18 protein-coding genes and 1 riboswitch are annotated in these 20296 nt (G+C 66.2%); of the genes, 4 read left to right on the top strand and 14 right to left on the bottom strand.

All coding sequences use genetic code 11. The features are described from left to right. Positions 1-161 precede the first annotated feature (161 nt). Together JOF47_RS00550 and JOF47_RS00545 are read left to right on the top strand one after the other, a co-directional pair. Positions 162-1526: an 8-oxoguanine deaminase gene (locus JOF47_RS00550; RefSeq protein WP_210001274.1), complete on the top strand. Its 1365-nt coding sequence runs from the start codon at positions 162-164 to the stop codon at positions 1524-1526. A 20-nt stretch (positions 1527-1546) separates the two neighbouring features. Continuing rightward, positions 1547-3025, top strand: a complete 1479-nt coding sequence (locus JOF47_RS00545) for a nucleobase:cation symporter-2 family protein (RefSeq protein ID WP_209995244.1) — start codon at positions 1547-1549, stop codon at positions 3023-3025. A 98-nt stretch (positions 3026-3123) separates the two neighbouring features. Here the strand turns inward: JOF47_RS00545 and JOF47_RS00540 are convergent, their stop codons facing one another. From JOF47_RS00540 to JOF47_RS00530, 3 genes are all read right to left on the bottom strand, one after another. Beyond that, positions 3124-5295, bottom strand: coding sequence for a bifunctional polysaccharide deacetylase/glycosyltransferase family 2 protein (locus JOF47_RS00540; protein WP_342592670.1), 2172 nt, complete (start codon positions 5293-5295; stop codon positions 3124-3126). After that, positions 5292-5906 (bottom strand): hypothetical protein, encoded by a 615-nt coding sequence (locus JOF47_RS00535; protein ID WP_209995243.1) that lies wholly within the window; start codon positions 5904-5906, stop codon positions 5292-5294. Before JOF47_RS00535 ends, JOF47_RS00540 begins: the two co-directional genes overlap by 4 nt. Before the next feature lie 99 nt (positions 5907-6005). Continuing rightward, positions 6006-7061, bottom strand: coding sequence for a zinc-dependent alcohol dehydrogenase family protein (locus JOF47_RS00530; protein WP_209995242.1), 1056 nt, complete (start codon positions 7059-7061; stop codon positions 6006-6008). A gap of 152 nt (positions 7062-7213) precedes the next feature. Continuing rightward, positions 7214-7343, top strand: a riboswitch (SAM riboswitch). A 22-nt stretch (positions 7344-7365) separates the two neighbouring features. Between JOF47_RS00530 and JOF47_RS00525 the strand changes: the two genes are divergently transcribed. Beyond that, on the top strand, positions 7366-7653 hold the full coding sequence (locus JOF47_RS00525; protein WP_209995241.1) for a hypothetical protein: 288 nt from the start codon (positions 7366-7368) through the stop codon (positions 7651-7653). A gap of 58 nt (positions 7654-7711) precedes the next feature. Here the strand turns inward: JOF47_RS00525 and JOF47_RS00520 are convergent, their stop codons facing one another. From JOF47_RS00520 to JOF47_RS00490, 7 genes are all read right to left on the bottom strand, one after another. Then, a complete protein-coding gene (locus tag JOF47_RS00520) occupies positions 7712-8719 on the bottom strand; it encodes a PDR/VanB family oxidoreductase (protein ID WP_342592669.1) in 1008 nt (335 codons plus the stop codon). Next, the gene (locus JOF47_RS00515) at positions 8716-9891 is read right to left on the bottom strand and encodes a histidinol-phosphate transaminase (protein WP_209995239.1); all 1176 of its coding nucleotides are present in this window, start codon (positions 9889-9891) and stop codon (positions 8716-8718) included. Before JOF47_RS00515 ends, JOF47_RS00520 begins: the two co-directional genes overlap by 4 nt. A gap of 45 nt (positions 9892-9936) precedes the next feature. Further along, positions 9937-10704 (bottom strand): amino acid ABC transporter ATP-binding protein, encoded by a 768-nt coding sequence (locus JOF47_RS00510; RefSeq protein ID WP_209995237.1) that lies wholly within the window; start codon positions 10702-10704, stop codon positions 9937-9939. Continuing rightward, the gene (locus JOF47_RS00505; protein ID WP_209995236.1) at positions 10701-11672 is read right to left on the bottom strand and encodes an amino acid ABC transporter permease; all 972 of its coding nucleotides are present in this window, start codon (positions 11670-11672) and stop codon (positions 10701-10703) included. The genes JOF47_RS00510 and JOF47_RS00505 overlap by 4 nt, the downstream gene beginning before the upstream one ends. After that, positions 11669-12571: an ABC transporter substrate-binding protein gene (locus JOF47_RS00500; RefSeq protein WP_209995235.1), complete on the bottom strand. Its 903-nt coding sequence runs from the start codon at positions 12569-12571 to the stop codon at positions 11669-11671. The genes JOF47_RS00505 and JOF47_RS00500 overlap by 4 nt, the downstream gene beginning before the upstream one ends. Before the next feature lie 193 nt (positions 12572-12764). Next, the gene (locus JOF47_RS00495; RefSeq protein WP_209995234.1) at positions 12765-14441 is read right to left on the bottom strand and encodes an HAL/PAL/TAL family ammonia-lyase; all 1677 of its coding nucleotides are present in this window, start codon (positions 14439-14441) and stop codon (positions 12765-12767) included. After that, complete coding sequence (locus tag JOF47_RS00490; protein ID WP_209995233.1) at positions 14419-15204, bottom strand: IclR family transcriptional regulator; 786 nt, start codon at positions 15202-15204, stop codon at positions 14419-14421. The genes JOF47_RS00495 and JOF47_RS00490 overlap by 23 nt, the downstream gene beginning before the upstream one ends. 180 nt (positions 15205-15384) lie before the next feature. Here JOF47_RS00490 and JOF47_RS00485 point away from each other — a divergent pair, with 180 nt between their 5' ends. After that, positions 15385-16593, top strand: a complete 1209-nt coding sequence (locus tag JOF47_RS00485; RefSeq protein ID WP_209995232.1) for a cytochrome P450 — start codon at positions 15385-15387, stop codon at positions 16591-16593. A gap of 98 nt (positions 16594-16691) precedes the next feature. Here JOF47_RS00485 and JOF47_RS22425 read toward each other — a convergent pair whose 3' ends face one another. The 4 genes from JOF47_RS22425 to sucC all read right to left on the bottom strand — a co-directional run bounded on the left by JOF47_RS22425 (position 16692) and on the right by sucC (position 20193). Further along, a complete protein-coding gene (locus JOF47_RS22425) occupies positions 16692-16778 on the bottom strand; it encodes a hypothetical protein (RefSeq protein ID WP_425354917.1) in 87 nt (28 codons plus the stop codon). Positions 16779-16806: 28 nt separating this feature from the next. Then, the gene (locus tag JOF47_RS00480) at positions 16807-17910 is read right to left on the bottom strand and encodes an alpha-hydroxy acid oxidase (RefSeq protein WP_245356196.1); all 1104 of its coding nucleotides are present in this window, start codon (positions 17908-17910) and stop codon (positions 16807-16809) included. Positions 17911-18104: 194 nt separating this feature from the next. Further along, on the bottom strand, positions 18105-19007 hold the full coding sequence (gene sucD, locus JOF47_RS00475; protein ID WP_209995231.1) for a succinate--CoA ligase subunit alpha: 903 nt from the start codon (positions 19005-19007) through the stop codon (positions 18105-18107). 16 nt (positions 19008-19023) lie between these two features. Continuing rightward, on the bottom strand, positions 19024-20193 hold the full coding sequence (gene sucC / locus JOF47_RS00470; protein WP_209995230.1) for an ADP-forming succinate--CoA ligase subunit beta: 1170 nt from the start codon (positions 20191-20193) through the stop codon (positions 19024-19026). Positions 20194-20296 lie beyond the last annotated feature (103 nt).

The raw sequence follows: 20296 nt of genomic DNA, 5'->3' as shown, positions 1-20296 counted from the left end.
CTTTTTCACGATGCAAAAACAAATTTCCAAACAAGCCTTGCCGAGATGCGCATCACATTGCTAGTCTCCTAAGCACGCCATGGCGTCCTGGATCAGCAGACAGGCATAACTGAGCTGACATTTATCTTTTCTCAACGAAAGGAATGTCGGCCATGCCGAACATGACTGCCCTGTGGATCAAGAACCCGCAAGGAATCCTAAGTACCACCGACGCTGCCAGCGGCATCGTTGTCCGGGACAACCTGATTGTCGAGCTGGTCCCGGCCGGCAAGGTCCCGACGACCCCTTACGCCGAGGTCTTCGACGCAAGCAACCACGTCATCACGCCGGGACTAATCAACACGCACCACCACTTTTACCAGACACTGACCCGCGCCTGGGGCCCGGCCGCAAATGCCCCGCTCTTCCCGTGGCTGCAGAATCTCTACAAGGTTTGGGCGCGATTGACCCCCGATGCCCTCGACGCCGCCGTGCGCGTCGCCCTGGCTGAATTGCTTCTCTCGGGATGCACCACGGCGGCCGACCACCACTACCTCTTCCCCGACGGCATGGATGAATCGATCGACATCGAGGTCGCAGCGGTCAGGGACTTTGGCATGCGGGCAACGCTGACCCGAGGGTCGATGACGCTGGGCGAAGACGACGGCGGGCTTCCGCCGCAGTCGACGGTGCAGGATTTGGACGTTGTCCTGGCCGACAGCCAGCGGTTGATCGAGACCTATCATGAGCGCGGGGCAGGAGCCTCGATTCAGATCGCGTTGGCCCCCTGCTCCCCGTTCTCGGTCACGACCCAGGCCATGAGCGAAAGCGCAAAACTCGCCGGGCAATTCGATGTCCGCCTGCACACCCACCTGGCCGAGACCCTGGACGAGGAAGAATTCTGCCTCTCCAAGTTTGGCCTGCGGCTCCTCGATTACCTGGAAAGCGTGGGCTGGCTCGGACCACAAACGTGGCTCGGTCACGGCATTCATTTCAATGACGCGGAGATCCGCCAGCTTGGGGCAGCGGGGACGGCCGTGGCCCACTGCGCAACCTCGAACATGAGGCTTTCGTCGGGCATAGCACGCGTGTTGGAACTCGAAGCGGCGGGGGTCCCCGTCGGACTGGGTGTCGACGGTTCGGCCTCCAACGACGGTTCCAACATGATCCTCGAAGCGCGCCAGGCCCTCTACCTTCAGCGGCTGCGCTACGGCGCCGATGTTCCCGTGGAAAGGGCCCTTGGATGGGCCACCGAGGGTTCGGCCAAGGTGCTCGGGCGGACCGACATCGGCACCATCGCTGTCGGCAAGCAAGCGGATCTTGCGTTCTTCAAGACCGATGAATTGCGTTTCTCGGGCAGCCACGATCCCTTGGCATCATTGCTGCTCTGCGGTGCCGACAAGGCGGACCGCGTCATGGTCGGAGGGAAATGGCGAGTCATCGACGGAGCGATCCCCGGACTGGATCTGCCGGAACTCATCCAGCGGCACCGCAAACACGCACGGGCGCTGGTGGACCTCTCAGCACCCATCCACCAGTTCAGCTAGCGGATCCTGGAGATACCCTCATGTCTATTTTTCGAAAATCAGCCTCAGCGGCGCGCGTGGGCAATACATCACGACCCGAGGACGAACGACTGCCCTTCGCACAGAACGTGGGATACGGATTTCAGCACGTTCTCACCATGTACGGGGGAATCATTGCCCCGCCGCTGATCATCGGAACCGCCGCGGGGCTCTCCGAAGCCGAGATCGGGGTGCTGATCGCATCATGTCTCTTTGTCGGCGGGCTCGCCACCGTGCTCCAAACGGTTGGCATTCCGTTCTTTGGTTCCCAGCTTCCCTTGGTTCAGGGAGTTTCCTTCGCCGGGGTGGCGACCATGATCTCGATCCTCGAGGGCGGCGGCTCGATCGCGACCGTCTTCGGTGCCGTGATAGCGGCCTCGGTGATCGGCCTGCTGATCACCCCGATCTTTTCGAGGATCATCAGGTTCTTCCCTCCGGTGGTGGCCGGAACGGTGATCACCACCATCGGCCTGACGCTGATGCCCGTTGCGGCGGGATGGACCATGGGCGGAAACCCCACGGCCGACGACTTCGGTTCCATGCAGAACCTCGGATTGGCCGGAGTCACGCTGCTCTTCGTCGTGATCTTCAGCAAGATCGGTGTCGCCGCAATTTCCAGGCTCTCCATCCTCCTGGCAATGATTGCGGGAACCATCGTCGCTACGGCGACGGGAATGGCCGATTTCAGCAAGGTCATGGAAGGTCCCGCATTCGCTTTCCCCATGCCCTTCGCCTTCGGTCCCCCGGAGTTCCAACTCGCCGCGATTCTCTCCATGGTCATCGTCATCTTGGTGACACTGACCGAAACCTCGGCTGACATCATTGCGGTCGGCGAAATCGTTGGAACCAAGACGGACTCGCGGCGCATCGGTGATGGCTTGCGTGCAGACATGATCTCGAGCGCGATCTCGCCAATTTTCAATTCCTTCACCCAGAGCGCCTTCGCCCAGAACGTCGGGCTTGTCGCCATCACGGGGGTCAAGAGCAGGTTTGTTGTCACCGCGGGCGACGGCATTCTAGCGATCCTGGGGCTTTTGCCGATCCTCGGCCGCTTCGTGGCCGCCATCCCCACGCCGGTACTTGGCGGAGCCGGGATCGTGCTGTTCGGAACCGTCGCGGCCTCGGGCATTCGGACCCTGTCCACGGTGAAGTACGAAGGCAACATGAACCTGATCGTTGTGGCCACCGCCCTGGGCTTCGGCATGTTCCCGATCGTCGCACCAAACATCTACGCGTCGTTCCCGGATTGGTTTGTCACGATCTTCCACTCGGGAATCAGTTCCTCGGCCATCATGGCGATCCTGCTGAACCTGCTGTTCAACCACTTCAAGATCCGGGGCAACAAGCCGACATCCGTCATGGCCGAAGCCAGCAACCGGAGGATCTCCTCGGCCTTGCTCACCGACCTGCACGATGGAGACTACGTTTCCGACGGAAAGCTTTACGACGCCAAGGCCCGGGAAATACCCTGCACCGGCTAGTCTCGCTTTTCATCGCATGACGGCAGGCCGCCGATCCCTTGGTTCCATGGGATCGGCGGCCTTCGGGGATTCCCGTTGGATCCCGGCCCGCCGGTGCATCAGGGCGCCGAGGTCCGGGCCGGGGAATCCATCGGGGCGCGCAGGGAACCGTAGCGCTCCATCCGGTGCCAGCGCAGGCGCACCCCGGCCAGTGCGGTGACCACCGACTGGATCACCACCAGGTACATCAGCTGCCGGTACACGAATTGCTGCAGCGGCAACGTCCACAGGGCGCGCAGCGGTTCGCGGTCGAGCCGGAACGCGTAAGCGGCCATGATGAACTGGATCAGCAGGAAGATTCCCCAGACCACGGCAATCCGGACGGGATCCAGGAACACCAGTCCGTAGATGGCGAAGACGTCGACAACGGGCGCGAAGAGCGGAAGCAGCACCTGGAAGACCAGCAGGTAGCCAAGCCCCCGGCGCCCCAGCTTCCCGGCCGCACCCGACTGCACGACGGCCCCGCGGTGCTTCCACATGGCCTGCAGCGTGCCGTAGCACCAGCGGTAGCGCTGCTTCCAGAGGGCCCCGAGGGTCGCCGGGGCCTCGGTCCAGGCCCGGGCGTCGTCCTCGTAGACGACCCGCCAGCCGCCGCGGCACAGCGCCATGGTCAGGTCGGTGTCCTCGGCGAGGGTGTCGTTGCTGACACCGCCCACCCGGGCCAGGGCCTCGCGGCGGAACGCGCCGATCGCCCCGGGGACGGTGGGCATGCATTCGGCGACGTCGAACAGGCGCCTGTCCAGGTTGAATCCGACGACGTACTCAATGTGCTGCCACGCGCCGAGGATGCCGCCGCGGTTGGCGATCTTGGTGTTGCCCGAGATGGCGCCCACCCGCGGCTCGGCGAAGCGCTGGATGAGCACGTGGACGGTGTCGGGCTCGAAGACCGTGTCTCCGTCGACCATCACCACCAGGTCGTGGCGGGCCGCGGCGATCCCGGCGTTCAGCGCCGAGGGCTTTCCGCCGTTCTCCTTGCGGATGATTTCGACGTTGGGCAATCCGAGCGCCTCGACGATGTCAGCGGTGCCGTCGCTCGACCCGTCGTCGACGACGATGATCTGGACCGGATGGGTCGAGGCGGCGATGGACCGCACAGCCGCCTCGATGCCCGCCGATTCGTTGTAGGCGGGGACGATCACGCTGACCGGTTCGGCGATCTCGGTGCGCAGCGGCAGTTCGAACCAACCGCGGTTCCGATCCGCCTCGCGGCCCCTCCGAACGGCCCGGTTGTGCCGGGCGGCGACCACCATCACGAGCACCGCCCTGGCCAGCGTCACGGCCCCGGCCGCGACGAGCGCCCAGGATATGGCCGTGACGAACACATCGGTGAACCGGACACCCCAGACAAACACGGTTCCGATGACGAAGTCCGCGAAGGATGCCTGCCGGGTGCTGTCCACGCCTATCGAGTCGCCGACCGTGGTGAAGCGGTGCCCGGACTCCGCCTGCTGTCCAAGCACCGCGGACAGCGCCTCGACGGTCTGGGACCGAGTTCCCCCGCCGTCGTGCATCACGACCACCTGCCCCCGGGCCTCCGGCCGCAGCAGGCGATCGGCAATCACCTCGGACCCCGGAGCCTGCTCGTCTCCGCTGTCGAGCGTGCCCAGCACGGCGAGGAAACCTTCGTCCGCCGCCGCGTCCATGGCAGACCACTGTCCGTCGGTGACGGCCGTATTGTCCGTGCTGTGCGGAGGGCGCAACAGCGACGGCGATTGGCCGGTGATCCCCGCAACCACCTTCTGGGCACCCCGGATCTCGAGCTGGCGCCGCCAGGAGGGTGCCGCGGAAAGGTCGGCGTTCGTGAGTGTCTGGGTGCCGATCTCGTGCCCCTCGGCTGCCATGCGCCGGAGCAACTCGGGGTGCTTGATCGCCGAGCTGCCGGTCACGAAGAAGGTGGCGTGGACCCCGTGCTCCCGCAGGACATCGAGGATCCGGGGCGTCCAGGCCGGGTCGGGTCCGTCGTCGAAGGTCAGGGCCACGGTGTGGCCGGAGGGGCCGGCCGTGCGGACGCCCTCCCCGCGGGCATCAATGACCGGGCGACCTTCGGTGACCGCCGCGGGGACGTTCCCGGTGGCGTTGCTTGCCGGGGCGGGGCGATCGCCGATGCCGGCCAGGTGGTTCATGTATCCCTGGACGGCCAGCGACAGCCCGAGGGTCAGCACGACGACGACCATGAGAAACCAGTGTGCTCCGATGCCGCCGCTGCGGGCGGCCCGGCGTCCGGTGCTCACGGGCGGAGCCCCCCGGTGGGCTTGGCCTGGCCGGTGTCGCCGTGTCCGGGGGCGGTTGCGCTGCGGCCAGGTGCGCTCTGGCTCTTTCCGCGGGTTGCCTGCTCGCTGCCGGGGCTCGGGGTGGCGCTCACGGGATCCGGGCTCGGCTCGGCCGGCGCGTCCGTGGTTTCACCGGGATCGGCTGCGCCGGAGGGTGCGGTGGAGGGTGCGGTGGAGGGTGCGGTGGCTTCGGCTGTGGAGGAGGGCGCAGCGGGGCCAGTGGCCTTCTCCGCGGTGTTCTCGGCCGCCGCGGTATTGTCGGCGGTGCCGGGTGCCGCCGCCGGCGATTCCTCGGCACGCGCCGGCGCGGATCCGGGCGTCGGACCCGGTTTCGTGGCGGTTTCCGGCCCTGCCTCCGCCGGCTTTGCGGGCATAGGCAGGTTCGGGGCCGCAATCGTAGAGCCGCCGAGGAAGGCGACCAGGAACAGCAACACATACACCGACATCAGCCCCAGTGCCACCACTCCGGTTTTCTTGAGCCGCAGCAGGCGTCTGCCGGATGGGTCGACGAAGACGGGTTCGCTTGTTGCGGCGGACGGTACTCGGTCAGGGGTTTCGCTAAGAGCTGGCATCGGTGACCAACGATAATGCATGCCGACAAAGGTCACAAAATGGTCACGGCAGCGGGGACGGCCGTGCGAAGCCAGCTATTCCGGTCCCGACATGGCCCGCTACGGCACGAGCATGACCTTGATGGATTTTCGCTCGTCCATGGCTTTGTAGGCCTCAGGGGCCTGCTCCAGGCCCATCACCGTGTCAAAGACCAGCCCGGGATTGATGGCCCCGGACAGCACGTCCTCCAGCAATTCGGGCAGGTAGGCCCGGGTGCTGGCGGCCCCGCCAGCCACCGAGATGTTCTTGGAGAACAGCACCGAGATCGGCAGCGGGTCATGCCCATGCGGCACACCGACGAAGCCCAGCGCACCACCGGGCCGGGTGCAGGCCAGCGCCTGTTCCATCGATTCGGCGGTGCCCACGCATTCGAGCACCGAGTCGGCCAGCACTCCCCCGAGCAGCTCGCGCACCTTGGCTGCGGCTTCCTCCCCGCGTTCGGCGACCACCTCGGTGGCCCCGAATTCGCGGGCCAGCGCCGCCCGGTCGGCAGGCCTGGACATGGCAATGATCCGGGTGGCGCCCAGCCGCTTGGCCGCCAGCACCCCGCTCAGGCCCACCGCGCCGTCGCCGACCACCACGACGCTGCGGCCCGGTGCCACCTTGGCCCCGAGCGCCGCATGGTGTCCAGTGCCCATCACGTCCGAGAGAGCAAGCAGCGACTTGGCCAGTGCCTCGTCCGGGTTGCCCACGCCCGGGACCGGCACCAGGGTGCCATCGGCGTTGGGAACGCGCACCGCCTCGCCCTGGCCGCCGTCCACCGGCAGCCCGTGCTCGTCGGTCCCGCCCCAGACGGCCCGGTGCTCGCAGGCCACTTGGACGCCGTTGCGGCATGGCGGGCAGTTCCCGCAGCTATTGGCCCAGGGGGCAACCACGAAGTCCCCAACCTTCAGCGTCTCCACCTTGTCCCCGATTTCGGTGACGACGCCGATGAATTCGTGGCCGATGCGCCGTGGCTTCGGGATCTGGTTGACCCCGCGGTACGGCCACAGGTCCGATCCGCAGACGCAGGCGGCAGTGACCTTGACCAGCGCGTCTGTGTCGGCGAGCAGTTCCGGGTCCGGGCAGTCTTCGACGCGGATGTCCCGCGGTCCATGGATCAGGGTGGCTCGCATGGTGTACCTCCGGAAGCTGGGGTTGGGTGTCTGTTCTTCTCAGCCTATGCCTCCGGCCGGGTACACGTCCTCCTGCCAAGCGATGACGGATTGTTGCGGTTCCTGACTCAGCGGTGGCGAAGTGTCCGTTCACCAACGTATGGTTGGAACAGCTTCACGAATTCTGGTTGCTTATGGCAAAGCTCCGACTGACCAGGTACCAACCCCATTGTTGTACGGCGGGTGGTTCGGATGACGAAGCGGCCTTCGCACGCATTCCTGCGGCGGGGGCAAGGACAACCAGCTTCAAGGATCGTGCCCCATCATGACTAGCCACCTTCACACAGCACCCGCAACCTCCGCCAATCCCCTGCCGCGCTTTGCCGGCGATTGGATCACCGCCTGGCTCGACCACGACCCCGGCACCGGGCTCCTGCAGCTCGGCGCCGGACCGTCCGAATGGCTGTTGCAGGCCGTCGCGCCGGAGAAACTCGCAGCCGCATTGGAGGGGCGCGGCCCCGTCGAGGTGCAGTTCAACCCGGAGCTTCTGGTGCTGCTGTTGCCCGGAGCCTTCTCCTCGGCCGGAACCTCGTTCTTCAGGTTGCGCGGCTGACGTTCCAGTACCCCCATCCGTACTGGACCGCCGGCCGCCGTTCTGGACCTCCGCTCCCTTAAATGTCCAGCACCAGGCGCCGGCCCTTGCACCGTGAAACACATATCATCATGGTCTCCCCGGCCTTGCGCTCCTCGTCGCTGAGCAGCGAGTCGCGGTGGTCTACCTCCCCGGAAACCACCGGGGTTTCGCAGGTGCCGCAGATGCCCTCGCGGCAGGAATTCAGGACCATGATGCCCGCTTCCTCCAGCGCGCCGAGGATGCTGGTGCCCACCGGCACGTTCACCTCCAGGCCGCCGGTGGTCTCCACCGTGAACTCGTGGTCCCCGGCCGCCGGCGCGCTCGCGGCAGGGTCAGCAACAAATCGCTCGAACCGGTAGCGACCGGAATCCTGCCAGCCGGCGGCGAAGCCGGATATGAAATCCAGCAGCGGGCCGGGACCGCACACATAGGTGTGGAAGCCGGCCGTGGGGTCCCCGAGCAGCTCCGGGAGCGGGTAGAACCCGGATTCGTCGTCGGCGTGCAGGTGCACCTTGCTCCCGTAGGCGGCCAACTCGTTGGTGAACGCCATGGAGCTGCGGCTGCGCCCCAGGTAGACCAACCGCCACGGCACGCCGGAGTCCTCGGCGGCGCGCAGCATGGGCAGGATGGGCGTGATGCCGATGCCGCCGGCGATGAACAGGTACTCGGGCGCCGGTGCCAGCTCGAAGTTGTTGCGCGGGTGCCGCACCTTGATCCGTGCCCCGGGGCGCAGGTCCTCGTGGATGTAGGCCGATCCGCCGCGCCCCGCCGGTTCTCGCAGCACGCCCAGGCGCCAACGCTTGTCGCCCGGCGCCGAACACAGCGAATACTGGCGCAACAGCCCGTTGGGGAGCAGGACGTCAATGTGCGAGCCCGGGCTCCAGTCCGGCAGGGCCAGGCCCGCCGGGTGGGCCAGCTCCAGGGAGACCACCGAACCGGATTCGCGGTTGATCCCCGCCACCTCCACGTCGAAGAAACCGTCCTCGGAAACGAGGATTCCCCCTTGCGGGTCTTCAACGACGGGCTGTTCGCTTGTGCTGATCACGATGCACCTCCAGTGCTGTGTATTTCAAGGCTGTGGTTATGCGGGGTGGTTGTGGTGGTTTCCGAGGGGACGGGCGGCGGGCCGAATACGTCCAGGGCCGCCAGCACCGCCAGCGAGGCCTCGCGCGGGGCGATGCTCACGCGCACCCCGGACCCGGCGAAGGCGCGCACCGACAACCCGTGTGCCGCGCACATCCGTTCGATGCCCGAGGCCGGCACGTCGGTCTCCGGGATCCAGAGGAAGTTTCCTCCGCTGGGCGGGATGCGGTAGCCGCGGGCGGTGAGTTCCCGGTGCAGGAACCCGCGTTCGGCCAGGACCGCTTCCACGGTGTCGCGCAGGTGGCCGGCATCCTCCAGGGCCGCCACGGCCCCGGCCTCCGCCACGGCGCTGAGCCCGAAGGGAGGCGCCACGGCACGGATAGCCTGGATGACCCCTTCCTGTGCCAGCAGGTAGCCCGCCCGCACCCCCGCTAGCCCGTAGGCCTTGGAAAAGGTCCGCAGGATGGCCAGGTTCGGGTGCTCCTGCAGCAATTGCAGCGTGTCCCCTGGGTTGCCGGAAAACTCGAGGTAGGCCTCGTCGAGCACCACCAGCACGTGCCCGGGCACCGTGTCGAGGAAGGAGCGGATCTCCCCGAGGTCCAGCTCCGTCCCGGTGGGGTTGTTCGGGCTACACAGCAGCACCACCGTCGTGCGTTCGGTGACGGCGGCGGCCATGGCCCCGAGGTCATGGCGGTGCGCCGCATCAAGCGGCACCTCGACGCGTTCGGCTCCGGCCAGGGTGACAAGGATCGGATAGGCCTCGTAGCTGCGCCATGCGTAGAGCACCTCGTCCCCCGGGCCGGCGAATGCGTTGAAGATTTGCCCCAGCAGCGCCAGCGACCCGGCGCCCACCGCCACCCGGGTGTCGGACACCCCGAGTCGTTCGGCCAGGGCCGCCACCAGCCGGTCCCCGGCCAGGCTCGGATACCTGTTGGCGCCTTGCACGCTGGCGACCATGGCCTCGACGGCCGCCGGCGAGGGCGGCATCCACGATTCGTTGGAGGATGCCACCCACCGGACCGTTCCGGCGGACGCCGACCGCGAGTAGCCGGGCAGCCGGCCCACCAGGGGCCGCGGTTCGGGAGTCGATATTGCGGTCAGTGATACTGCGGTGTTCAGTCTGTGGCCGTTCATCTGATCTTTCCCTGCGCTGGTGGGTCTGGATGCGTGGTGCGGGGGCTAGGCCAGCACCTTGGAGAGGAACGCCTGGGTGCGGGGTTCCCTCGGGTTTTCCAGGACCTGCCGGGGGTCCCCGGATTCCACGAGCTGCCCGTCGGCCATGAAGTGGACGACGTCGGCAACCTCCTTGGCGAAGCCCATCTCGTGGGTCACCACGATCATGGTCATGCCGGAGGCAGCCAGCGAGGTCATCACGTCCAGCACCTCGCCGACCAGTTCCGGGTCCAGGGCCGAGGTCGGCTCGTCGAAGAGCATGAGCTTCGGCTTCAGGGCCAGTGCCCGGGCGATGGCCACGCGTTGCTGCTGGCCGCCGGAGAGCTGCGCGGGATAGTGCTGGTACTTGTCGGCCAGCCCCACCCGGTCCAGCATCTCCATGCCCTCGGCGAGGGCCTGGGCGCGCGGCATCTTCTGCACGATCAGCGGGCCCTCGATCACGTTTTCCAGCGCCGTGCGGTGCGGGAAGAGGTTGAACTGCTGGAACACCATGCCCACGGAGGCGCGCTGCCTGGCGGTCTCGTTTTCCTTCAGCTCGTGCAGCTTGTTGCCGGCGCGGCGGTAGCCGATCCGTTCGCCGTGGACCCAGAGCTCGCCGTCGCTGATCTTTTCCAGGTGGTTGATGCAGCGCAGGAAGGTGGACTTGCCGGAGCCCGAGGGGCCCAGCAGGCAGGCCACCTGCCCGGCCTGCACCTCCAGGGAAATGCCCTTCAGGATTTCCAGGTGCCCGAATGACTTGCGCACGCCGTGGGCGCGCAGGACTGGTTCGCTCATTTGCTCGGCTCCAATTCAGGTTCGATGCTTGGCGAGGCCCCGGCGACGGCCCCCGGGACAGATGCCGCGCCGGCGGGCGCCGCGGGCTTCCTGCCCTTGACGGGGGTGAAGCCGCGTTCAAAGTGGCGCTCGATGAAGAACTGGCACACCGAAAGCACCGCGGTGACGGCCAGGTACCAGATGGCCGCCACGATCAGCAGCGGGATGGTCTGGAAGTTGCGCGAGTAGATGATCGAGACGCTGGTCAGCAGCTCCGAGTAGCCGATGACGATGACCAGCGAGGTGTACTTGAGCATGCCGATGGTCTCGTTGCCGGTCGGCGGGATGATCACCCGCATGGCCTGCGGCAGGATCACCCGGCGCATGGTCTGCAGGCGGGACATGCCGATCGCCTTCGCGGCCTCGGTCTGCCCGGGCGGGATCGCCCGGATCCCGGATCGCACGATCTCGCCCATGTAGGCGCCCTCGTTCAGGCTCAGCCCCAGCAGGGCCGCGGTGAACGGGGAGATCACCGAGTTGGTGTCGATGCTCAGCAGCTCCGGGCCGAACGGGATCCCGATCCCGATGTTGGGGATCAGCGCCGCCAGGAAGAACCAGAACAGCAGCTGCACCATCAGCGGGGTGCCGCGGAAGAACCACGAGTACGCCCAGGCCGCCGTGGAGAGGATCGGGTTTGCCGAGAGCCGGCAGACCGCCACCACGATGCCCAGCCCGATGCCGATGAGCATGGAGATCGCCGTCAGCATCAGCGTGCGGCCCAGGCCCGCCAGCACCGGCTTGGCGAAGAGGTACTCCCCGACCACGTCCCAGTGGAAGCGTTCGTTGGCGAACATGCCGTAGACAAGCATCAGCAGGATGCCGATGACCACCACCGCTGCGATCCAGCGACCCACGTAGCGGGCCGGCACGACGACCAATTCGGTCTCTTCCACCCGGCGTGCGTGCGACGTCGTTGAACGCGATGTCATTGCTTCACGCCGTTGACCGGGAACGATTCCATGGTGTGGTCGGCCATGTTGTACTTGGCCAGGATCGCGTCGTAGCTGCCGTCGGCCTTGATGGCCTCGAGCCCCTTCTGGATGGCAGTCATGAGCTGTTCCTGGTCCTTGGGGAAGACGATGCCGAAGGCGAGGTCCTGGTAGCGCGGGCCCATGGCCAGGGCGCCCTTTGACTCGGCGGCAACGACCGAACCGGAGGTCGAGTCGACCAGGAAGGCGTCCACGCGGTTGGACTGCAGCGCCAGCACCGCCTGGTTCTGACCCGCGAAGATCGTCACCTCGACCTTCGGCTTGCCCGCCGCCTCGCACTTCTTGGAGGCCTCCGCCGCATCGGCGTCCTCGGTGGTGCCCTTCACGATGCCCACGTGGCTGCCGCACAGGTCATCAAGCGTCTTGAGCTTCTCGGCGTTTGCGGCCGAGGTCATGACGCCTCCGCCGGCGGAGAAGTAGTCGAGGAAGTTGACCTGCTTCTGGCGTTCCACGGTGTCCGACATGGCAGACATGGCCATGTCGTAGCGGGCCGAGGCGAGGCCCGGGATGATCGCGTCGAAGGCGATGTTGTCGAAGTCCATGGTGACGCCCAGCTGCTTCTCCAGCGCGTCGGCAATTTCCCGGTCGATGCCGATGATGGTGGTGCCGTCGGTGTCAAAGGACTCGAACGGCGGGTATTCGACGTTGCTGGCCACGTTGATGGTTCCGGCGCTCTGGATCTTTTCCGGCAGCTGCGCAAAGAGCGGCGCGCTGGCCGCCGCTGCCGGGGCCTTCTTTTCCGCTTCTGCGTTCCCCCCGCAGGCGGTCAGGGCAAGCAATGCGGCCAGGGCGAGTGCGCCCAACGCTGCGGGACGAGCGGTGCGAGTCGAGTTTTTCATGGTTTTTTCTCCCTGTGAGTGATCTCGGAACTGCTGGAGTGGGTGGGTTGCATCGGTGCCGATGCGGGTGCTGCGACCCTGGAAACGGGCAGGGTTGACAGGGCCACGGGGGCCGTGGCCGGTGGACTGGATGGGTGGTGGATGGCTGGCGGGTTGGGGGCGGCCGGGCGGCCCGGGGGCCGGTGCCGTGCGGCTAGCCGGCGAGCACCTTGTTGACCGTCTCGACGACGGCGCCGCTGTGCACCAGGTCCAGGGCCTTGCGGACCCGGGGATAGAGCACGACATCTTTGCGGATGTGGTCCACGGGCCGGCCGTCGGCGGACTTGGAGGACCGCACCAGGGCCAGGGCCGCGGCGCTGGCGGGCCCCGGGCGCGCGTCGCCGGTTTCCTCGCGCATGGCCCGCAGTTCAAGGGCCTGGGCGGCCATGAGCAATTCGATGCCGACCACCGATTCGATGTTGGCCACGATCTGCCGCGCATGGCGGCCGGCATTGTTGGCCATCGACACGTGGTCTTCCTGGTTGGCGCAGGTCGGGATCGAATCGACCGAGTCCGGGTGGGCCAGGGTCTTGCAGTCGGAGACCAGGGCCGCGGCCAGGTACTGCGGCAGCATGTAGCCGCAGTCCATGCCGGTCTGCTCGCTGTCGATGAGCATGTCCGGCAGCCCCCGGTTCAGGGTGCCGTCGTCGAGTCGGAAGAGCCGGCGTTCGGTGATGTTGCCGATCTCGGTGACCACGATCGAGATGAAGTCGGCGGCGAAGGCAACGTATTCGGCGTGGAAGTTTCCGCCGGACACCGCCTTGAGCTTGCGGGTGTCGGGCAGCGCCGGGAAGATCAGCGGGTTGTCGGTGGCCGCGTTGATCTCGTTGTCGATGATTCCCGCGGCGAAGCCCAGGGTGTCCTTGATGGCGCCGAAGACCTGCGGGACGCAGCGCAGCGAGTAGGCGTCCTGCGGCGGCTGGCGCACGGGGTCGGTCGAGGCGTTTCCGTCGATCAGGGTCGATCCGGCCAGCAGTTCGCGGATGCGTGCGGCGACCTCGATCTGCCCACGTTGGCCGCGGGCCTGGTGCAGTTCGTCGATGAACGCATCCCCGAAGCCCATCAAGGCTTCGATGCTCATCGCGGCGGTGATCTGGGCGGTTTCCAGGAGGTTCTGGGCGTCGAAGAGCGCCAGCGCCGCCTGGGCGCAGGAGAACGAGGTGCCGTTAAGCAGGGCCAGCCCGTCCTTGGCGCCCAGCGGCAGTCGCTCGATGCCGGCATGCCGCATCGCGGCGATGCCGCTGACCACGTTGCCGTCCACCAGGGCCTCCCCCGAGTCCAGCTCCAGGTCCTCGCCCGTGTGCGAACGGGACATGACGATGGCGACGTGGGCCAGCGGGATGAGGTCGCCGGAGGCCCCGAGCGAACCGTATTCCGGGATCGCCGGGCAGACGCCCGCGTTGAGCATCTTGGCCAGGGTGGTGATGATTTCCGGGCGGACCCCGGAGTAGCCCTGGGTCAGGCTGACGATGCGGATGAACATCGTGGCCCTGACCACTTCCTCGTCCACGTGGCGCCCCACGCCCGCGGCGTTGGAGAGCACCAGCCGGCGTGAGAGCTCGGCGGCGTCCGAGGGTTCAGCGAAGGCTTGGCGCCCGGCCAACGAGCCGAATCCGGTGTTGATGGAGTAGATCGGCGGCGTCTGCTTGCCGGGACCCATCTGGTCGACCACTCCCTGCAGCCATTCCTGGCTCGGGCGCATGGTCTCGAAGACGGCCTCGTCGATGACCACCGGGCGTCGGTGCCTGGCAACCTGGATGAGGTCGTCGAGGGTGGCCCGGTGAACGCCGATGGTCACCGGTGCCGCCTCAGCCAATACTGTTGTAGTCATCAAGGGTCTCCCTGGTTGATTTGTTCGGAGTGCATTCTTGCAATGCGTGGGTAAGTTTGTTGGCGGACTCGCGAATGACCCGCAGCGTGGAGGAAATCCAGAGCTTCGAACCGCATTGGCCCTCGGGGCCTGCCACGTTGATGGAGCAGACGACTTCACCGCGGCTCACCACGGGGACGGCGATGGACACGGACCCGGGATCGAGTTCGCCGCGTGAAAGCACGTATCCGGAGGACCTGATCTGTGGAATGGAGGCCAGGATCTGCTCGCGTCCCAGGGTGTTCGGGGTGAACCGGGCCATCGACCCGGAGAGCACCTGATGCAACACCTCGGGCGGTGCCCAGGCCAGCAACAGGCGCTGTCCGGCACCCGCATGGAGGGGCAGCAATTCGTTGACGGCGAACGAGTACTTCAGGGACTTGTCGGGTTCGACCCGGCGAAGGCACATGGCCTGGGAGCCGATGCGCACGATCATGACGGCGGTTTCCCCGACCTGGTCCACGATTTCACGCAAGACGGCGTTTCCGACCTCGGCCAGATAGGACTGGGCCTGGTGCTGGCCCGAGACCCTGAGCAAGACCTGCCCGGGCCGGTAGTGCCCTTCTTCCTCGACGACAAAGTTTTGTTCACGCAGCGCCCTGAAGTACCGGTAGGCAGTGCTGGAGGGAATGCCGAGCTTGCTGGCCACCGCGTCGACCGTGACATCGCCGTCGGCGGCGACCTCGGCCAGGATGCTCAGACCCCGTTCAAATGACGTTGCCATCCCTCCCCCTCTCCTTCGAGCCTTCGTGTGATGCAAGACATATGTTCAGGCATTGCAACGATGTTCCATGCTGCGTAACCGAAGGACAATTCGGGTTCTCACATGATGAGAATCGCGCTAACCCCAACTTTCACATCGCGTTAGGTTAATGGCATTCACCACTACTTTGGGGAGGCACCCATGGACTCGAAACTGGCCGACGCGACGGCGCCCATATTCACGGAAGACCCCTACTCAAACGAACATCTCGTGGATCCCTACGCGCTCTTTGAACGAATGCGCGAGGTCGGGCCGGTGCTCAAGATCCAGGAACACGGCGTCCTGGCCGTGACCCGCTTTGATGAATGCAAAGAAGTCCTAGATGACTACCGCACATTCATCTCCGGCGCGGGGGCCGGACCCAAGAATTTGCACCACGAACCCAGCTGGCGGGCCCAGGGCATCATGGAATCCGATCCCCCGATACACACCCAGATGCGCCAGGCCATGGCCGGGGTCATCTCCCCGCGCGGGGTCCGTTCGCTGCGCGCCGGGTTCGAGGAGTACGCGTCCAAGCTCGTTGACGAACTCCTGGCACGCGGCGAATTCGACTTGATCAAGGACATGGCCGAGGTCTTCCCCCTGCGGGCGTTCGGCGACGCGGTGGGCATCCCGCGGGACGGCCGGGCCGAAAACCTCCTGGCACTCGGAGCCGCCAACTTCTCCACCTTCGGGCCCGACACCCCCCTGGCCCGTGAGCACTTTGCCGCCGGCGCCGGCACGAACGACTGGGCCATGGCCAACACGGCCCGCGAGCGGTTGAGCCCGGGCAGCCTCGGTGCTCAGATCTGGGACTATGCGGACCGCGGCGAAATAACGACCTCACAGGCGGCCCTGCTGGTTCGCGCCATGCTCTCTGCGGGTCTTGACACCACCATTTTTTCCCTCGGATCCACGTTGCTGACCCTGGTGCGCCACCCCGCGCAATACGCCAAGGTCCACGAGAATCCCAAACTCGTGAAGTTCGCCATCGACGAGGCCTTCCGGTTCGAGTCCCCGTTCCAGTCCTTCTACCGCACGACGAGCCAGGCCACGGAGATCGGCGGCGTCGCCGTCCCGGAGGACACCAAGGTGGCAATCTTCGTGGGCGCGGCGAATCGCGACGAGCGCCGCTGGGGCCCCACGGCCCACGAATACGACATCACCCGGCCCGCCGGCGGGCACCTGGCCTTCGGCATGGGCATCCACCAGTGCGTGGGCCAGCCGCTGTCCCGCCTTGAAATGGATGTGCTCATCACCGAGCTGGCGAACCAGGTAAAGTCCATCGAGCTCACCGCCGAGCCCGAGCAGTTCATGCACACCACGCTGCGCGGCTGGAAGTCCATTCCGGTGAAGGTCACTGCGGCCTGAACCGTACCTATGCCCCGGGCACGCAGCTCGTGCGTTGTTCCCCCTGACGTCGGGGGGAACAACGCACGTTTTTCGTGCGGAAGGGCGTGCGACCTCCGCTATGCGTCCACAGAGCCGAGGCGCACGTGCCGGGGGCCAAGTTCGTCCAGGGTGCGCACGCCCAGCAGTGCCATGGTCTGCCGGATCTCCCGCTCGAGGATCTCCAGGGTGCGCTCAACCCCGGCCTGCCCCCCCTGCCATCAACCCGTAGAGGTACGCCCTGCCGATGAGCGTGAAGTTTGCGCCGGCCGCCAGCGCCGCCACCACGTCGCCGCCGCTCATGATTCCCGAGTCGGCGATGACAAGCTTCTCCGGCCCGACGGCGGCGCGAATCGCCGGCAACTCCAGCAGCGGCACCGGGGCCCTGTCCAGCTGGCGTCCGCCGTGGTTGGAGACCACCACGCCGTCCGCTCCGTGCACGAAGCACTCGACCGCGTCCTCCGGTCCCTGCACGCCCTTGACGATCAGGGTCCCGGGCCAGGCCTCCCTGACCCAGCCGAGGTCCGCGTAGCTCAGCGAGGCGTCGAACATGGTGTTGAACTGAGCGCTGACGTTTCCCGCCTCCTCGGCAAAGTTGGCAAAGCCCAGCGGCGGCGTGGTGAGGAAGTCAAGGCACCACCCCGGGCGCCTGACCGCATCAAGCAAGGTCCGCACGCCGAGCGTCGGCGGCAGGGTCATGCCGTTTCGCTGGTCGCGCACGCGCGTCGAGGTGACGGCGGTGTCCACCGTCAGGATCAAGGCTTCGTAGCCGGCGGCCCGCGCCCTGCGCATCATCTCCAGGGACAGTGCGCGGTCCTGGCGCAGGTACAGCTGGAACCAGCGGGCGCCCAACGGCGCCACGGCGGCGGTTTCCTCGATGGACACCGTGCCCATGGTGGCCAGGGTGAAGGGAACGTTGTACTTGGCGGCGGCAGTGGCCCCCGCACGTTCGCCGGCCGCGTGCATGAGGCGGGTCAGTCCCGTGGGCGCGATGCCCACGGGCAGCGAGAAGTCCGTTCCCGCGATGCTCACACCCGGATCCACCGAGCTCACGTCGCGCAAGATCCCCGGGACAAGTTCCACGTTCCGGTACGCGCGGTAGTTCCGGTCAAGGGTTTCCTCTGAATAGGAACCGCCGTCGGCATAGTCGAAGGCCGCGGTGGGAGCCCGGCGCCTGGCCAGCAGCCGCAGGTCATCCACGGTGAGTGCCCCGGTTGCGGGGTTCCTCCCCGGTTTCGGGAACGGCTTGAAGTTCAATTGCGCGAGCGCTGCAGGGATCCGCGTGAGGGAACGTTTCATGATGCGAAGCGGCCTGCCTTTCGATGCCGGGGACACTTTCCTCCCCGCATCCTAGGCATCGCCGCGGCACGGCCGACAAGCGGCATTCCCGCACCGCGGGAATCGGCCACCCCTGGCGCTACTTAAAGACCGACGGCGGCCGGCCTCCCGGGATACCGGGTGGCCGACCGCCGACGGCGGATGCTACATGTGCCTTAGAGGGCGGCGAAAACTTCGCGCAGCAACGTTGCGGTTTCCGACGGGGTCTTGCCGACCTTCACGCCGGCAGCCTCAAGTGCTTCCTTCTTGGCCTGTGCGGTACCGGCCGAGCCGGAGACGATGGCGCCAGCGTGGCCCATGGTCTTGCCCTCGGGGGCGGTGAAGCCTGCCACGTAGCCGACAACCGGCTTGGTGACGTTGGCCTTGATGAAGTCGGCTGCACGCTCTTCGGCGTCGCCGCCGATTTCACCGATCATGACGATGGCCTTGGTCTCCGGGTCCGCCTCGAACGCAGCCAGGGCGTCGATGTGGGTGGTGCCGATGACCGGGTCGCCGCCGATGCCGATGGCGGTGGAGAAGCCCAGGTCGCGCAGTTCGTACATCATCTGGTAGGTCAGGGTGCCGGACTTGGAGACCAAGCCGATCGGGCCCTTGCCGGTGATGTTGGCCGGGGTGATGCCGACCAGTGCTTCGCCGGGGGTGATGATGCCGGGGCAGTTCGGGCCGATGATGCGGGTGATCTGCTTGCCGTCGGCGTCGACCTTGGACTGGGCCAGTGCCCAGAACTCGGCCGAATCCTGTACCGGAACGCCCTCGGTGATGACAACGACCAGGCCGATGCCTGCCTCGATGGCTTCAACGACTGCATCCTTGGTGAATGCCGGCGGAACGAAGACGATGGAAACATCGGCACCGGTTTCGGCCATGGCTTCGGCAACTGCGCCGTAGACCTTGATGTCCTTGTCACCGTGCACGACGATGGAGCCGGCCTTGCGGGCGTTGACGCCACCGACGACGTTGGTGCCGGCCTTCAGCATCAGTGCGGTGTGCTTGGTACCCTCGCCACCGGTGATGCCCTGAACGATGACCTTGGAGTCCTTGTTAAGGTAAATGCTCATGTTCGCGTATCCCTACTTACTTCGCTGCGTTGGCGAGTTCGGCTGCCTTGTCGGCGCCCTCGTCCATGGTTGCTGCCAGGGTGACCAGCGGGTGGTTGGCCTCGGCAAGGATGCGGCGGCCTTCCTCCACGTTGTTGCCGTCAAGGCGAACAACAAGCGGCTTGTTGGCTGAGGAACCCAGTTCGGCCAGCGCGCCGACGATGCCCTTGGCAACGGCGTCACACGCGGTGATGCCACCGAAGACGTTCACGAACACGGCCTTGACCTGCTTGTCATTCAGAATGACGTCCAGACCGGCAGCCATGACCTCTGCGGAGGCTCCACCACCGATGTCCAGGAAGTTGGCGGGCTTCACGTTGCCGTGGTTCTCGCCGGCGTATGCAACAACGTCCAGGGTGGACATGACCAGGCCAGCACCGTTGCCGATGATGCCCACTTCGCCGTCCAGCTTGACGTAATTGAGGTCCTGCGCCTTGGCCTTGGCCTCGAGCGGATCCGCTGCGTCCTTGTCTTCAAGGTCGGCGTGGTGCGGGTGGCGGAAGTCGGCGTTCTCGTCGATGGAGACCTTGCCGTCCAGTGCCACGATGTCGCCGGCGCCGGTGCGAACCAGCGGGTTGACCTCAACCAGGGTTGCGTCTTCCTTCTTGAAGACGTCCCACAGCTTCAGGATTGCCGAGGCAACCTTTTCGGTCAGTTCCGGGGCGAAGCCTGCTGCTGCAACGATCTCGTCGGCCTTGGCCTGGTCGATGCCAACGGCCGGGTCAACGGCGATGCGTGCCAGTGCCTCGGGGCGCTCAACGGCGAGTTCCTCGATTTCCATGCCGCCTTCAACCGAGCACATGGCCAGGTAGTTGCGGTTGGCGCGGTCCAGCAGTACGGAGAAGTAGAACTCCTCGGCAATGTCTGCGCCCTGGGCGATCATGACCTTGTTCACGGTGTGGCCCTTGATGTCCATGCCGAGAATGTTGGTTGCGTGCTCGAATGCCTCGTCGGCGGTCTTTGCGACCTTGACGCCGCCGGCCTTGCCGCGGCCTCCGACCTTTACCTGGGCTTTAACAACCACGACGCCGCCGATTTTCTCGGCTGCGGCCTTGGCTTCTTCAGGAGTGTAGGCAACGATGCCGGCCAGCACGGGTACGCCGTGCGACTCGAACATATCGCGCGCCTGGTATTCATACAGGTCCACGGGCTTGTGTCCTTCTTGTCGAAGTCTATGCTGACTCGAAGACGCGGCAAGGCATAACCATGTCGCGCCTCAGAGGGGAGCACCGGGCCCTAAATCAGGCCTG

Source organism: Paeniglutamicibacter kerguelensis (assembly GCF_017876535.1).
GTDB lineage: Bacteria > Actinomycetota > Actinomycetes > Actinomycetales > Micrococcaceae > Paeniglutamicibacter > Paeniglutamicibacter kerguelensis.
The sequence above is the reverse complement of the archived record's forward strand: the minus strand, read 5'-3'. Positions and strand labels throughout refer to the sequence as shown.

Bases quoted from the DNA above. Each gene is read 5' to 3' on its own strand.
- JOF47_RS00545 (WP_209995244.1), top strand. From the start codon at position 1,547: ATGTCTATTTTTCGAAAATCAGCCTCAGCGGCGCGCGTGGGCAATACA.
- JOF47_RS00480 (WP_245356196.1), bottom strand. From the start codon at position 17,910: ATGAAACGTTCCCTCACGCGGATCCCTGCAGCGCTCGCGCAATTGAAC.
- JOF47_RS00515 (WP_209995239.1), bottom strand. From the start codon at position 9,891: ATGAACGGCCACAGACTGAACACCGCAGTATCACTGACCGCAATATCG.
- sucD (WP_209995231.1), bottom strand. From the start codon at position 19,007: ATGAGCATTTACCTTAACAAGGACTCCAAGGTCATCGTTCAGGGCATC.
- JOF47_RS00535 (WP_209995243.1), bottom strand. From the start codon at position 5,906: ATGCCAGCTCTTAGCGAAACCCCTGACCGAGTACCGTCCGCCGCAACA.
- JOF47_RS00510 (WP_209995237.1), bottom strand. From the start codon at position 10,704: ATGAGCGAACCAGTCCTGCGCGCCCACGGCGTGCGCAAGTCATTCGGG.
- JOF47_RS00550 (WP_210001274.1), top strand. From the start codon at position 162: ATGACTGCCCTGTGGATCAAGAACCCGCAAGGAATCCTAAGTACCACC.
- JOF47_RS00530 (WP_209995242.1), bottom strand. From the start codon at position 7,061: ATGCGAGCCACCCTGATCCATGGACCGCGGGACATCCGCGTCGAAGAC.
- JOF47_RS00485 (WP_209995232.1), top strand. From the start codon at position 15,385: ATGGACTCGAAACTGGCCGACGCGACGGCGCCCATATTCACGGAAGAC.
- JOF47_RS00505 (WP_209995236.1), bottom strand. From the start codon at position 11,672: ATGACATCGCGTTCAACGACGTCGCACGCACGCCGGGTGGAAGAGACC.
- JOF47_RS00500 (WP_209995235.1), bottom strand. From the start codon at position 12,571: ATGAAAAACTCGACTCGCACCGCTCGTCCCGCAGCGTTGGGCGCACTC.
- JOF47_RS00525 (WP_209995241.1), top strand. From the start codon at position 7,366: ATGACTAGCCACCTTCACACAGCACCCGCAACCTCCGCCAATCCCCTG.
- JOF47_RS00490 (WP_209995233.1), bottom strand. From the start codon at position 15,204: ATGGCAACGTCATTTGAACGGGGTCTGAGCATCCTGGCCGAGGTCGCC.
- JOF47_RS00495 (WP_209995234.1), bottom strand. From the start codon at position 14,441: ATGACTACAACAGTATTGGCTGAGGCGGCACCGGTGACCATCGGCGTT.